We start from the raw sequence: 13,452 nt of genomic DNA on the forward strand, positions 1-13,452 counted from the left end.
ATAAAAATCTCAAAATACAAATTCTTCATACAATTAGAATTTGGAATTTAATAATTGGAATTTAAATGAAAACACATTTCATCGCGATAGGCGGAAGTGCAATGCACAACTTAGCATTAGCATTGCATAACAAAGGATATCAAGTTACTGGCAGTGACGATGCTATTTTTGAACCATCAAAATCAAGATTAGAGAAAAAAGGAATTTTGCCAGCTGAACTGGGTTGGTTTCCAGAAAAAATAACGGCAGATATTGATGCGATTATTTTAGGAATGCATGCAAAAGCAGATAATCCTGAATTGTTGAAAGCGCAAGAATTAGGTCTGAAAATCTATTCGTATCCTGAATTTTTATACGAACAATCTAAGAATAAAACGCGTGTTGTAATTGGTGGTTCTCACGGTAAAACGACTATTACATCGATGATTTTACATGTTATGAATTATCATAATATCGCTGTCGATTATATGGTAGGGGCGCAGCTGGAAGGCTTCGACACGATGGTTCATTTAACTGAAGAAAATGATTTTATGGTTTTGGAAGGCGATGAGTATTTATCTTCTCCAATTGACAGACGTCCGAAATTTCATTTGTATCAGCCAAATATTGCTTTGATTTCTGGAATTGCTTGGGATCATATTAATGTTTTTCCAACGTATGAGAACTATGTCGAGCAGTTTGAGATTTTTATCGAAAAAATTACAAATGGCGGAATTTTGGTTTACAACGAAAATGATCCAGAAGTAAAGCGTGTTTCTGAGGCAGCAACAAATCCGATTAGAAAAATTGCATATTCAACTCCAGAATATTCTGTAAGCGATGGCGTGACGTTATTAAAAACTCCAGAAGGCGATATGCCGATTGAAGTTTTTGGAGCACACAACTTAAATAACTTAGCCGGAGCAAAATGGATTTGTCAAAATATGGGCGTTGACGAAGCTGATTTCTACGAAGCAATTGCAAGTTTTAAAGGCGCTTCTAAACGCTTAGAAAAAATTGCTGAAGGAAAAGGTAAAGTAGCGTACAAAGATTTTGCACATTCTCCAAGTAAAGTGGCTGCGACAACAAAAGCAGTTAAAGAGCAATATCCGAACAGAACTTTGGTGGCTTGTTTAGAATTGCACACTTATAGCAGTTTAAATGCGTCATTTTTGAAAGAATATGAAGGTGCTTTAGAATATGCTGATGTTGCTGTTGTTTTCTACTCCCCAGACGCAGTAAAAATAAAACAATTGGAAGAAGTAACTTATGAACAGATTGCTACTGCATTTAATAGAAAAGATCTAATTATTTATACTAATCCTGCTGAATTTAAAGAGTATCTATTTAATTTGAATTTGGACAATTCAGCACTTTTATTAATGAGCTCTGGAAATTATGGAGGTTTGAATTTTGATGAGGTAAAAGGTTTGATTAATTAGAAAATTAGGAAATTTGATAATGTGCCAATTGCTTTGCAGTTGGCACTTTTTTTAAAAAAAAAATAATTATCAAATTGGTACATTTTCTAATTGTAATTAATTGAAAGAATTTTCTTCTTTTTTAATATCTTCGCTTCTTTAAATTGTTATTATGGAAGTAGGACATTTCGCTATTAAAAACTGGTCAGATGATGACAAACCACGTGAAAAATTAATGCTCAAAGGAAAAGATGCTTTAAGCGATGCTGAATTATTAGCAATTTTAATCGGGTCAGGAAGTCGTAACGAATCTGCGGTTGCATTAAGCCAACGAATTTTAGCCTCTACAAAAAATCTGACTGCTTTGGGAAAAATGTCTATTTCGCAATTGATGCAATTTAAAGGTATAGGTGAAGCAAAAGCGGTTTCAATAGTTTCGGCTTTAGAACTAGGCAGAAGGCAGAGAATAGAAGACGTTTTAAAGGTTAAAAAAATAACTTCAAGTAAAGGTGTTTTTGATATTATGCAACCCATCATTGGAGAACTTCCGCATGAAGAATTTTGGGTGCTTTTTCTTAATAATTCTAATAAAGTAATTTATAAATCACAATTAAGCAAAGGAGGTATCGCGGGAACAATTGTAGATATAAGATTGGTTTTTAAATTAGCTTTAGAAAATGGAGCTACAGGCTTGATTTTGTGCCATAATCATCCTTCGGGCAGTTTAGTTCCGAGTAGCGCAGATAAGCAGATTACCAAGAAAATTAAAACTGCAGGAGAAATTTTAGATGTTAAAGTTTTAGACCATGTTATTATTACTGAATCAAAATATTATAGTTTTGTAGATGAAGGAATTTTTTAATACATGAACACCAATATTACTGACATCTTTTTTGATTTAGATCATACGCTTTGGGATTTTGATAAAAACTCAGAAATGGCTTTTGATCGAATTTTTAAAAGTAAATATCAAGAAATCGTTACTCAAGATTTTATTAAGGAATATATTCCCATCAATCAAGAATGTTGGAGATTGTATCAGAATGATAAAATTACGCATCAAGAGTTACGTTATAATCGTTTAAAATATTCATTTGATGCTTTGAATTATGTGATTTCAGAAGAGAATATTTTGGAAATTGCCAACGACTATATTGAGTTTCTTACTGATAATAATTATCTTTTTGATGGAGCAATTGAAGTTTTGGAATATTTAAAGCCGAAGTATAAACTCCATATTATTACAAACGGATTTGCACATGTGCAGGAAAAGAAAATTAATAATGCATCGCTTGGAGGTTATTTCAGCACGATTACAAATTCGGAATTAGCAGGGGTTAAAAAGCCAAATAGCATTATATTTGACTATGCTTTAAATTTGGCAAAGACTTCAAAAGAAAAGAGTATAATGATTGGAGACGACTTTGAAGCTGATGTAAATGGAGCTTTAAATGCAGGTCTGGATGCTATTTTCTTTAATGAGAAAAAAGTTGATGTTTCGGGAGAATATAAACAAATTAACCATTTATTAGAACTAAAAAAATATTTATAATGATGAAGATTAAATTTTTACTCGCAGCAATTTTATGTTCAGTTGTTGGATTTGCGCAATCTATTAATGATTACAAAGCTGTAATTATACCTTTGAGATATGAGTTTATGAAGACTGACAATCAATATCGTTTGGCGACTTTAAGTAAACAAAATTTAGTTAAAGCTGGTTTTGAGGCTTTTTATTCAAATGAACAGCTTCCTGATGGTTATACTGATCGTTGTCAAGTTTTGTATATTGACGTGAAAAAAGATAATGCTTTTTTGGTAACTAAACTTTTTGTTGAATTTAAGGATTGTTACGGACAGGTGGTTTATACATCGGAGGTAGGTAAAAGTAGAGAAAAAGAATATGAAGTTGCCTATAAAGAAGCGTTAGACAATGCTTTTACATCAGTTTATGCTTTGCATTATAAATATAGCGGTAAACCTGTTGCTTCGGCTAAAGTTGCACAGAAAATTACAGCAGAAAGTTTGGCAGCAACAGCCTCTGTTGCTCCTGCGGCAGCGGCAGTAAAAGTGGCAGCAACACCGGCAGCTCCCTCGCCAGATTTAAAAGATCCAAATTTATTGTATGCTCAACCTACAGAATCAGGTTACCAATTGATTGATAAAACTCCAAAAGTGGTTATGAAGCTTTTTAAAACATCGCAACCAAATGTTTATATTGCTTCCAAAGATAATGTTCAAGGTTCTTTGATTTTGAAAGAAGATGGACAATGGTATTTTGAATCTTATCAGAATGATAAATTAGTTTCAGAAAAAATTGTAGTTAAATTCTAAAATACAAAATACGGTTTAGTAACCGTATTTATCTTTCCAACGGTTCTTTAAAAATTCGCGGGTACTGTTCTCTCTAGAATTGTTTCCGGGATTGTAAAGAACCGTTTCTTTTATGGCATCTGGCAAGAATTCTTGTTCGGCAAAATTGTTGACATAATCATGCGAATATTTATATTCATCTCCATATCCTAGTTCTTTCATTAATTTAGTAGGAGCATTTCGCAAATGAAGTGGAACTGGCAAATCGCCAGTTTGTTTTACCAATTGTTGTGCATTTCCTATTGCCATATACGAAGCATTGCTTTTTGGAGAAGTGGCCAAATAAATCGCACATTGGCTTAATATGATTCGGCTTTCTGGATATCCAATAGTGGTAACGGCTTGGAAAGTATTATTAGCCATTATTAAAGCAGTTGGATTGGCATTGCCAATATCTTCACTCGCGAGAATTAGCATTCTTCTAGCAATAAATTTTACATCTTCACCGCCTTCAATCATTCTAGCTAGCCAGTAAACAGCTCCATTTGGATCGCTGCCACGAATGGACTTGATAAATGCAGAAATAATATCATAGTGCTGTTCGCCTGTTTTATCATAAAGAACCGTATTTTGCTGTACAAGTTCTAAAACGCGATCATTGGTTATAGTAATTTCATCACCTGCAGACGCATTAATAACCAATTCAAATACATTGAGAAGTTTTCTTCCGTCACCGCCAGAAATTCGAAGTAAAGCTTCTGTTTCTTTTAGATTTATTTTTTTTGTCAATAAATAGGTGTCAGTTTTCATTGCTCGCTCTAAAAGAGCTTCTAAATCGGCTTTTGTAAAAGCATTTAGTATGTAAACCTGGCAACGTGACAATAATGCAGGAATCACTTCAAAACTCGGGTTTTCGGTTGTAGCACCAACCAAAGTTATCCAGCCTTTTTCTACAGCGGCTAAAAGTGAATCTTGCTGTGATTTACTAAATCTGTGAATCTCGTCAATAAATAGAATAGGATTTTTAGCAGTAAAAAGTCCGCCGCTTTGTTTTGCTTTATCGATAACATCGCGAATATCTTTTACACCTGAATTTATGGCACTAAGAATATAAAAAGGTCTTTTTGATTCTTGAGCAATGATTTGGGCTAAAGTTGTTTTGCCTGTACCAGGTGGCCCCCAGAAAATTAACGAAGGAATTATTCCTTTTGAAATTTGCTGAGTTAAGGATCCAGTTGGTCCAACCAAGTGCTGCTGGCTGATATAATCTTCTAATTTCTGCGGACGAATACGCTCTGCTAAAGGTGCTTCCATATTACAAAATTACTGTTTTAAGATTTAAATTTCATTTATTCAAAAGTTAAAACACTTCGCGTGGAGAAGGATTGTTCCAATTTGAGACAATTTCTTATTTTGATATGACAAAATATCAGTAATTTTTTTTTGGATAGTTTTTTGAGTTCTGTTAAATATTATTTTGTAAAAATATGAGCAATACTAATTTTAAGTTTTCAAATTCGGTTGTTGGACTTCCGCTTTTTTTTGTCCTTTTTTTATGGATTGTGTATTGGCTTCAGATTCGTTTTGACTTTGATTTTTATCGATACGGAATTTACCCAAGAGACCTAATTGGTTTACGCGGTGTTTTATTTAGTCCATTTATTCATGAAAATTTAGATCATTTATATAATAATAGCATTCCACTTGTAATACTATTAGCTGCGATGCGATTTTTTTATCCAAAACAGACATTAGGTGTAATCGGTTATGGTATTTTATTTTCAGGATTGATTACTTGGCTTGTTGGGCGAGAAAATTTCCATATTGGGGCAAGTGGATTGATTTATGTTCTCGTGAGCTTTATTTTCTTTAAAGGGCTTCAGACTAAATATTATAGACTCGTAGCGTTGTCATTAACTGTAATCTTGCTTTATGGTGGAATGATTTGGTATGTTTTTCCAGATGTTGATCGATCCATTTCTTGGGAAGGGCATTTGGCGGGACTTATTACAGGTTTCGTTCTCACTCTATTCTATAAAGCACCAGAATATGCAAAACCGATTGTTTACGATTGGCAGCGTCCTGATTTTGATCCCAGCAGTGATCCTTTTATGAAGCATTTTGACGAAAATGGAAATTTTGTACCCCGTTCTCATGATGGAGAAGAAGGTTTTGAATATTTTTTTTCTAGTCATCCTGTAAATTATATTGTAATTAAAAAAGAAGAACAGGAGGAGCAAGAAGAAAGATAATGAGTAACTGTCTTTAAAATAAAAAGATTAAATTTGTTAGATAACTATTTAATCTTTTGAGCATTATGAAGAAAATGAAATTTTTGGTTTTGTTCTTGTGTTTTTTTGTTCATGCAAAAGGAAATGCTCAATGTGAAGTAAAAAATAGGGTACAGGCAGACGGAAGTATGATTTACTATTTTGAACCTGCCGTATTTTATACTACAAAGTCAAAATCGTTAAAAATTAATATTGTTACAGATAAAGAGCACTATTTTGTTGCCTTACAGCCGATGCCATTTCCTGAAAAAAAAGAAGGAAAAAAAATCAAAGATGATTTAATAATTCATCTTGCAGATAGTAAAACGTACAAGTTGGCGCATTATGATACCCAATATAGACGTAACGATTCGATAATGCAGGTACTTTATTTGATTGATGATAAAGATCTTGATGCATTTTCTAATTATGAGGCTGTTAGTGCAGAAATCAATATGCAGGGTACTGAATTTATGCGAAGCTATAACTTTAAGCTTCATAAAAATGCAATTGTTGAACAGCTTAAATGCTTTTTAAAGAAAGAAGAAAACTAGATTACTCCTCATCTTTTGCCTCTGGAGTTTTTCTTTCTTTAAATTTCTTTTGAAGATTTCGAGTAAGGTTATTGAAAGTTATAGTAAGGGATGCAGCGTTAGTGGTTTGATTTCCGTTGTTTCGTGGGAGGTATTCGTTGCAATAAGTTAATTCGACCTGAAAATCATCGGTAAATAAATAACCAGCCCCCACATTGAATCGATTCCTATCGAAGAAACTTTCACCCGTAACTTTCGCTCCAGATTTAAAGTAAATTTCATCTGAAGCAATTCCATATATTACGCCGCTTCTTAAGAACTTACTGTTAATAGGCTGTATGTATTTAATTTGTTGGCGATACCGAAAAACATTTTCATAATCATCATCTTTATTTTTCATATGACGGAATTCAGTGCGCATTCTTGTGCTTAAGGTGTATCCAGTTTTATGAAAATAATAAATTCCTTGAAGAGCAAATCGTGTTTCAGGAGATTCGAATTGGCCAATTTCGGGAACATCTCTATTATTGAAATAAGCGATAAATGCAGAAAATTTCCATCTTGGAGAAAAGTAATAATGTCCCCAGCCTCTAATAGATCTCTGGATTGTATTTTCGAATAAATTTGGTGACGATTCAGTACTGCTATAAGTTGCGGCAAAATCTATCTCAGTTGCCCATTTTTTGCTTAAAGTCTGGTTAAACTGAATTTCATTCCAAAACTGATTATACGTAGTATTTTGTCCGTAGCTGTTTGTAATCAATAAAATCACAAACAGGCATCGGAATATGATAACTTTTGATTTTGAATTAGATTTTGAAAGCATTAATTAAAGGTATTTAATTATTTCATTCGCATCTTAATCTCTAAATGTATTTTTAGGTTCTTTGTCGAACAGCTTCGTATAGGAAAGCACCACAGGCAACAGACACGTTTAAAGATCCAATAGATCCAAACATTGGCAGTTTTGCTTTTTCGTCCACTATTTTTAAAACAGAAGGATTTATTCCTCGATCTTCAGATCCCATAATTATGGCTAATGGTTCTGCTAGTGATATATCGTAAATATTTTGATCGGTTTTTTCAGTTGCTGCAACTGTTTTGATTCCTGAGCCTTGCAGGTAGAATATAGCATCTTTTATATGCTCAACTTTGCAAATAGGTACATTGAATACAGCGCCTGCAGAAGTTTTAACGGTGTCGCCATTTACTGGAGCCGAACCTGCTTTTTGTACAATAATTCCGTTTACTCCAGTACATTCGGCTGTTCTAATAATTGCGCCAAAATTTCTAGCATCTGATATCTGGTCTAAGATAAGAAAAAGAGGTTTTTTACCAGACTCCATTGTAGATTCAACCAGATGTTCCAAATCAATAAATCCAATAGGAGAGATGGTTGCTACGGCACCTTGGTGATTATTTGGAGTAAGACGATTTAGTTTTTCTACAGGTACATAAGAGAAGTTAACGTTTGTACGTTTCATTACCTTCATTAAATCTTTCATAAGCTCACCAGAAATGTCTTTCTGAATGAAAACTTTATCTACTTCTTTTCCTGCCTGAATTGCTTCTATGATGGCTCTGATGCCAAATATTTGATGTTCTTTTTCCATTGGACAAATATAGGTAATATGTTTATATAAAAAAACCACCAGCTAAGCTGGTGGTTTAAATATTAATCAAAGGTCAGTTTTATTTATTTTGCTACTGGAGCCTTTACACTTAATACATATGCATTGGTTGTAGTAGACCCATCAGAATAAGTTGCAACAATTGCTAATTGAATTGGGGTAACTCCAGATGAAAGTGATGGGAAATTAAAAACACCATTGGTTGTCAATACTGAAGAACTGAATTTTGCGCTTGCAGTTGGGTCAACAATTGTAGCGTCAGTAAATTTCGTTCCCAATTTAATGGTAGTTGTAGGTACTGTAGCGCTAGCAGTAGTGACAGCTACATTGTTGTAAACCTCAATTTTACTTGCAGTAACTCCTGCTTTAGTATTGATTTTTAAGTTTAGGTCTACGTTTGTATCAACTCTGTTAATTGATGTTGTAGTAAGTATAACATTTCCTCCTGCAGATCCTAATTGAGTATTGTCATCCGCAGAACAAGAAACTAATGCAACAGCAACAAAAGCAAATGCAACGATCTGTTTTATATATTTTTTCATGTTTATAATATTAAATATTAATGTTTGTCCCAGAAAAGTTTAGTAGTTACATTATTGTTACCCAATTTAGCAACAGCAGCTTCTAAGTTTGCAGCGTTTAACGTCTGCTCGATTCCCGGATAAGAGTAACGTTTTGGAACTTCAGTGATATCACCAAAAGTTACAGGAGGTGCAACTAAAGCAGGATAGTCTAATCTTCGATAAGATGTCCAAGCCTCAAAACCTCTGTTGTAGTAAGCTATCCATGCTTGCTCTCCAATTTTTTGTTTCCAAGTACCAGTAGCAGTAGCATACGCTACGTCGGTTCTAGCTAAGTAAGTAGTAATGTCACCAGAAGCCACTCCCCAATCTTGTAAAGATGCAGTAACAGCAGCATTATAATGAGATTCAGCAGTACCACCAACAGCAATACCTCTTTCTACAGCTTCAGCTAATAAGAATTCTACTTCAGAGTATGTGAAAAGTACACCAGGGTAAACAGGATCTTGAATTGTTTCAGTGATGTGAGAGAAGTTTCCATAAACATTCACGGTTCCATAAACACCACCTTTGTATAATCCAGAGCCTTCTGGGTATTCAGTGAAGTATTTAGCTCTTCTTGGATCAGATAGTGAGTTCATTTTATCTACTAAAGTATTAGCAGGAATAAAGTCATCACGTCCACTAGCCACTAGATCAAGGTATAATGGGTTGTTGTTTGTTGTGTTTGTAGCATAAGGCATATATGCACCGTCAGCGCTTGTTAAGATCAAACCATCAGCTTGAGCAGCTAAAGCTTGAGTACTGGCATAAGTATGATCAACATCATCCATCATTATAGCCATTCTGAAGCGTAGAGAGTTTGCAAACTTAGCCCATTTAGCAGTGTTACCACCGTAAATAAGATCTGCCTCTCCATAACTGCCAACAGATGTGTCTAATTTATGAGACGCAGCAGTTAATACAGTAAGTAAGTCTCTGTAAATTGTCTGAGCATCATCATATTTAGGCTGTGGATGGCCATCAATATCTAAAGCTTCTGTGTAAGGAACGTCTCCAAAAGTGTCAACCAAGATACCGTAGCAGTAAGAAGTTAAAATATCAATAATTGCGATTTTATTATCAAGTACTACTAAACCTTCTGGAGCTCCAGTATAACTAGCTTTTTGCTCAAGTAAAAGTTTTTTAGCTTCTTTATAGTCTCTAAGTACATCACGGTAGTAAGTTGCCCAGTGACGATCTGGAATTGTACGTCCAGTAAGATCGTATTGAGTTTCTTGCGGATATTGCACCTCTGCCCAATGTTGTGCATATAATCTGAATACGTTAAAGTTTACAGATGTACTTGTTACTTGATCCACCATAAATTTCTCAGCATTTGTAAATAGGAATTCTGGAGAAGTAGTGGTAGGATTTTTTGTGTCTTGGTTCATGTTCCCAAAATCATCTGAGCAAGATGAAAATAAGGCAATGAACGATATTAATATTATTAGTCTATTTTTCATAGCTTAGAATTTTATTGTTAAGTTACAACCAATATTTCTAGTTGTTGGTAAAGAACCGATAGAAAGTCCTTGAGATCCTACGTTAGATCCTAATCCACTTTCTGGGTCTGCATCTGGAAGATTCTTTTGGATAATCCATAAGTTAGATCCAATAAGTGAAATTCTAGCATCAACTAATTTCATTTTTTGAACTAAAGATGATGGTAAAGTATAGGTAATATTTACCTCTCTTAATTTAACAAAACCAGCATCATATACATATTGGCTTCTAGGTCCGTTAGTATAAGCATTTGTAATAGCTCCACCTGTTGAGTAAGCAGTTCTTGTTGTGTTTGGAGTTCCATCAGCATAAACACCTGGAAGGATTACACCACCCCCATTTACTAAGCTGTTTCTTTTTGGATTTCCAAGATCGTTGTTTCCACCTGTTTCATCAGTCAAACCAGTTCCAACTCCATACCATTGATCTGTAGAGAATACATCTCCCCCATGTTTAGTGTCAATTAAGAAGCTGAAAGATAAGTTTTTGTAAGAGAATTTATTGCGAATACCTCCAATCCAGTCAGGATTGATATTTCCAATGATGTTGTTTGTAGAAGTATTGATTACATATCTACCTGTTGCTGGGTTAACGATTCTTTGTCCGTTAGCATCATAAGTGTAATCAGTGCCTTTTAATACACCAAATGGTTGTCCAACTACAGCATTTAAAGTTACTGTACCAGGGAAAGAAGCTACTTGCAAGTTAGTTACGCCATCAGCTAGAGCTGTAACCATATTCTCGTTTTTAGACCAGTTTACGTTAATATCCCAAGAAAAGTTGTTTGTCTTAACTGGTGTAGCGTTAAACTGAACCTCGATACCTTTATTTTCTACTTTAGCAGCATTTACATATTTAGAAGTATAACCTGTAGCAGTAGAATATGGTACTCTAACAGCTTCTCCGTCATTCACGTTTTTGTACAAACTCACATCAAATCCAACTCTTCTGTTTAAGAATTGCATCTCAAGACCAATCTCTTGTGTGTTTGTTTTAATAGGTTTAAGATCTGGATTGTTTTTAATAGAGTTTACTGAATACATTTGGTTATTGTTGAACGGATCGTATTTAGTATAAGTATCAACCAATGCTAATGCAGGTGTTCCAAGTGGGCTTTCAGAGTAACCTCCTCTTAATTTACCAAAGGTTAACCAGCTTGCATCTATGTTTTTAGAGAAAACCCAGCTGCCAGAAACTGAGTAACTTGCTAAAGCGTTATCATCAGCAGGCAAGTTAGAAAATGCATCTCTACGTGCTGTTGCATCGATGAAATATGTGTCTAAGTATCCAAAAGATCCAGAAATATAGTAACTATTAACAGATGTTCTAGTTTCTCTTTCATATGGATATGGGCTCGCAGCTTTAGAGTTAGATAAACTATAGATTCCAGGTATGATTAAACCTCCTTGTGTAGAAGCTGTAATTTGGTTAAAATAAGTGTTTCTAATTGTTCCCCCAGCTACTCCGCTTAAGCTAAAGTCTTCTCCGAACTTTTTGTTGAAAGTAAGGAGTAAGTCATAGTTTTGCTCAGAGAAGTTACCATTGTAACGTTGGTATCCTGAAGTCTCATCAAGAGCATTGATACCAAAAGTTTTTGATACTGAACCTACAGCAACTCTTTCTTCACGAATCTCAGAATACGTATCTGTAGAGATTTTTGCAGTTGCAGAAAGCCAGTCAGCAATTTTGTAAGTAAAGTTTGCGTAACCAATAAAACGATTTCTACTATCATTTTGGTAGTTTTTGTAACGCTCAAAGTAAGGGTTGTTCCAATATGCAGGAGTTCCATCCTCAACAGATTTTCTGTTCCAAGTAATGTTTTGTTCGCCTGAATTGTTGTATGCTCTTTCTAATTCTTTAATATCAACGTTAGTTTGCCACCACTGACGGAAACCAGAAACTAAGTTGTCACTATATCCTGTCATGTTTCTTCCCACTGTTTGTTGTGCGGAGAAGTTAGCAAATGTGCTTAAAGACAATCTGTCTGTAAATTGGTGATTTAATTTTAAACTAAAGTTGTTTTTTCTCAATTCACTATTGATTAAAACACCAGTTTGGTCAGTGTTAGTATAGTTAAATACAACATTTGTTTTTTCGTTTCCATCTTCAAAAGAGATGCTATTTACTAACGAAAGTGAGTTTTTGAAGAAAGAAAAAGGATCGTTTGCTCCAGCTTTCCATGGAGTTGCTTTTCCATAATTGTTATTTCCTGGATATGCAGAAAAAGCATCCCATTGGTAAACATTTAAAGAAGGATCAAAACGATTTCCTACAGATGCATCATCACCCATGAAAACAACATTGTCATTTACACCGTCACCATCAATGTCTTGTGTAGTGTCAAAAGAAGAACCGTATCCAGCACCGTAATTTTTTTGGTATTTAACGAAAGTGCTTTTGTCTGGGCTACCAGTTACTACTTCAGAAGAAACAGTGATTCCTAAACCTTTTCTAGCTTTACCTTTTTTAGTGGTAATCATTAAAACTCCGTTACCGGCTAAGTATCCATATAAAGCAGAAGCAGCGGCACCTTTTAATACGTTCACGCTTTCAATGTCTTCTGGATTGATATCCATACCATTATTACCATAGTCAAAACCTCTTGCTCCAGATGATTGAGCCGTTGTTCCATCGTTTGTGTTGTTACCGTTGTTGATAGGCATACCATCAATTACGATTAACATCTCATTGCTTTGACCAATAGCTTTAACTCCTCGAGAGATTGCACTTGTAGAACCTCCAAAGTTAGTGTTTCTTGTAATGTTAACACCGGCAACTTTACCAGAAAGCTCGTTTAAGAAGTTACCACTTGAAGTACCATTTCTTAAATCTCCTCCTTTTACCTCTTGTGTTGCATAACCAAGAGATTTTTTCTCTCTTTTAACCCCCAAAGCTGTTGTTACTACAACGCTTTCAAGTTCTTGAGCATCTCCAGCCAATTTTACGTTAACTGTTGATGAAGTTGCAGCTATCTCTTGAGTTTTCATCCCAATGTAGCTAAATACCAATACTTGGCTTGATGATGCTTTGATAGTGTATTTACCATCAAAATCGGTTTGCGTTCCAGCTTTTGTTCCTTTAACTAATACACTAACACCTGGTAAAGGCATTCCTGCATTGTCAGAAACTGTTCCCGAAACAGCTCTTTCTTGCGCAAAAGAAAGTTGCGCAACTAGTACTAATAAAAGCACTAAGAATCCATTGAACTTTAGTTTCATTTTTAAATATTTTGAATTAGT

General features: G+C 34.6%; 12 protein-coding genes. 6 read left to right on the forward strand and 6 right to left on the reverse strand.

What is annotated here, in order from left to right; all coding sequences use genetic code 11:
* Nucleotides 1-65 precede the first annotated feature (65 nt).
* The 4 genes from FF52_RS07340 to FF52_RS23745 all read left to right on the forward strand — a co-directional run bounded on the left by FF52_RS07340 (nucleotide 66) and on the right by FF52_RS23745 (nucleotide 3,734).
* Complete coding sequence (locus tag FF52_RS07340) at nucleotides 66-1,421, forward strand: UDP-N-acetylmuramate--L-alanine ligase (protein WP_008464252.1); 1,356 nt, start codon at nucleotides 66-68, stop codon at nucleotides 1,419-1,421.
* A 151-nt stretch (nucleotides 1,422-1,572) separates the two neighbouring features.
* On the forward strand, nucleotides 1,573-2,262 hold the full coding sequence (gene radC / locus FF52_RS07345; RefSeq protein WP_008464254.1) for a RadC family protein: 690 nt from the start codon (nucleotides 1,573-1,575) through the stop codon (nucleotides 2,260-2,262).
* A 3-nt stretch (nucleotides 2,263-2,265) separates the two neighbouring features.
* A complete protein-coding gene (locus tag FF52_RS07350; RefSeq protein ID WP_008464256.1) occupies nucleotides 2,266-2,952 on the forward strand; it encodes a YjjG family noncanonical pyrimidine nucleotidase in 687 nt (228 codons plus the stop codon).
* A 2-nt stretch (nucleotides 2,953-2,954) separates the two neighbouring features.
* Nucleotides 2,955-3,734, forward strand: a complete 780-nt coding sequence (locus FF52_RS23745; RefSeq protein ID WP_035691113.1) for a hypothetical protein — start codon at nucleotides 2,955-2,957, stop codon at nucleotides 3,732-3,734.
* A gap of 15 nt (nucleotides 3,735-3,749) precedes the next feature.
* On the opposite strand, the gene FF52_RS07360 is transcribed toward FF52_RS23745, so the two are convergent.
* Nucleotides 3,750-5,027, reverse strand: coding sequence for a replication-associated recombination protein A (locus FF52_RS07360; RefSeq protein WP_008464259.1), 1,278 nt, complete (start codon nucleotides 5,025-5,027; stop codon nucleotides 3,750-3,752).
* 173 nt (nucleotides 5,028-5,200) lie between these two features.
* On the opposite strand from FF52_RS07360, the gene FF52_RS07365 reads away from it, so the two are divergent.
* On the forward strand, nucleotides 5,201-5,965 hold the full coding sequence (locus FF52_RS07365; protein WP_008464261.1) for a rhomboid family intramembrane serine protease: 765 nt from the start codon (nucleotides 5,201-5,203) through the stop codon (nucleotides 5,963-5,965).
* Between the two features lie 65 nt (nucleotides 5,966-6,030).
* Nucleotides 6,031-6,537: a hypothetical protein gene (locus FF52_RS07370; protein WP_157498545.1), complete on the forward strand. Its 507-nt coding sequence runs from the start codon at nucleotides 6,031-6,033 to the stop codon at nucleotides 6,535-6,537.
* Between the two features lies 1 nt (nucleotide 6,538).
* Here the strand turns inward: FF52_RS07370 and FF52_RS07375 are convergent, their stop codons facing one another.
* The 5 genes from FF52_RS07375 to FF52_RS07395 all read right to left on the reverse strand — a co-directional run bounded on the left by FF52_RS07375 (nucleotide 6,539) and on the right by FF52_RS07395 (nucleotide 13,431).
* Complete coding sequence (locus tag FF52_RS07375) at nucleotides 6,539-7,342, reverse strand: DUF2490 domain-containing protein (protein WP_008464264.1); 804 nt, start codon at nucleotides 7,340-7,342, stop codon at nucleotides 6,539-6,541.
* Nucleotides 7,343-7,394: 52 nt separating this feature from the next.
* Nucleotides 7,395-8,129, reverse strand: coding sequence for a 23S rRNA (guanosine(2251)-2'-O)-methyltransferase RlmB (gene rlmB, locus FF52_RS07380; RefSeq protein WP_008464266.1), 735 nt, complete (start codon nucleotides 8,127-8,129; stop codon nucleotides 7,395-7,397).
* Nucleotides 8,130-8,212: 83 nt separating this feature from the next.
* Nucleotides 8,213-8,689 (reverse strand): hypothetical protein, encoded by a 477-nt coding sequence (locus FF52_RS07385; RefSeq protein WP_008464269.1) that lies wholly within the window; start codon nucleotides 8,687-8,689, stop codon nucleotides 8,213-8,215.
* A gap of 17 nt (nucleotides 8,690-8,706) precedes the next feature.
* Nucleotides 8,707-10,173: a SusD/RagB family nutrient-binding outer membrane lipoprotein gene (locus FF52_RS07390; RefSeq protein WP_035691116.1), complete on the reverse strand. Its 1,467-nt coding sequence runs from the start codon at nucleotides 10,171-10,173 to the stop codon at nucleotides 8,707-8,709.
* Between the two features lie 3 nt (nucleotides 10,174-10,176).
* Complete coding sequence (locus tag FF52_RS07395) at nucleotides 10,177-13,431, reverse strand: SusC/RagA family TonB-linked outer membrane protein (RefSeq protein ID WP_008464273.1); 3,255 nt, start codon at nucleotides 13,429-13,431, stop codon at nucleotides 10,177-10,179.
* Nucleotides 13,432-13,452: the final 21 nt, after the last annotated feature.

Origin of the sequence: Flavobacterium sp. F52, assembly GCF_000278705.1 — a bacterium.
Classification (GTDB): domain Bacteria; phylum Bacteroidota; class Bacteroidia; order Flavobacteriales; family Flavobacteriaceae; genus Flavobacterium; species Flavobacterium anhuiense.

Bases quoted from the DNA above. Each gene is read 5' to 3' on its own strand.
- FF52_RS07340 (WP_008464252.1), top strand. From the start codon at position 66: ATGAAAACACATTTCATCGCGATAGGCGGAAGTGCAATGCACAACTTA.
- radC (WP_008464254.1), top strand. From the start codon at position 1,573: ATGGAAGTAGGACATTTCGCTATTAAAAACTGGTCAGATGATGACAAA.
- FF52_RS07350 (WP_008464256.1), top strand. From the start codon at position 2,266: ATGAACACCAATATTACTGACATCTTTTTTGATTTAGATCATACGCTT.
- FF52_RS23745 (WP_035691113.1), top strand. From the start codon at position 2,955: ATGAAGATTAAATTTTTACTCGCAGCAATTTTATGTTCAGTTGTTGGA.
- FF52_RS07360 (WP_008464259.1), bottom strand. From the start codon at position 5,027: ATGGAAGCACCTTTAGCAGAGCGTATTCGTCCGCAGAAATTAGAAGAT.
- FF52_RS07365 (WP_008464261.1), top strand. From the start codon at position 5,201: ATGAGCAATACTAATTTTAAGTTTTCAAATTCGGTTGTTGGACTTCCG.
- FF52_RS07370 (WP_157498545.1), top strand. From the start codon at position 6,031: ATGAAGAAAATGAAATTTTTGGTTTTGTTCTTGTGTTTTTTTGTTCAT.
- FF52_RS07375 (WP_008464264.1), bottom strand. From the start codon at position 7,342: ATGCTTTCAAAATCTAATTCAAAATCAAAAGTTATCATATTCCGATGC.
- rlmB (WP_008464266.1), bottom strand. From the start codon at position 8,129: ATGGAAAAAGAACATCAAATATTTGGCATCAGAGCCATCATAGAAGCA.
- FF52_RS07385 (WP_008464269.1), bottom strand. From the start codon at position 8,689: ATGAAAAAATATATAAAACAGATCGTTGCATTTGCTTTTGTTGCTGTT.
- FF52_RS07390 (WP_035691116.1), bottom strand. From the start codon at position 10,173: ATGAAAAATAGACTAATAATATTAATATCGTTCATTGCCTTATTTTCA.
- FF52_RS07395 (WP_008464273.1), bottom strand. From the start codon at position 13,431: ATGAAACTAAAGTTCAATGGATTCTTAGTGCTTTTATTAGTACTAGTT.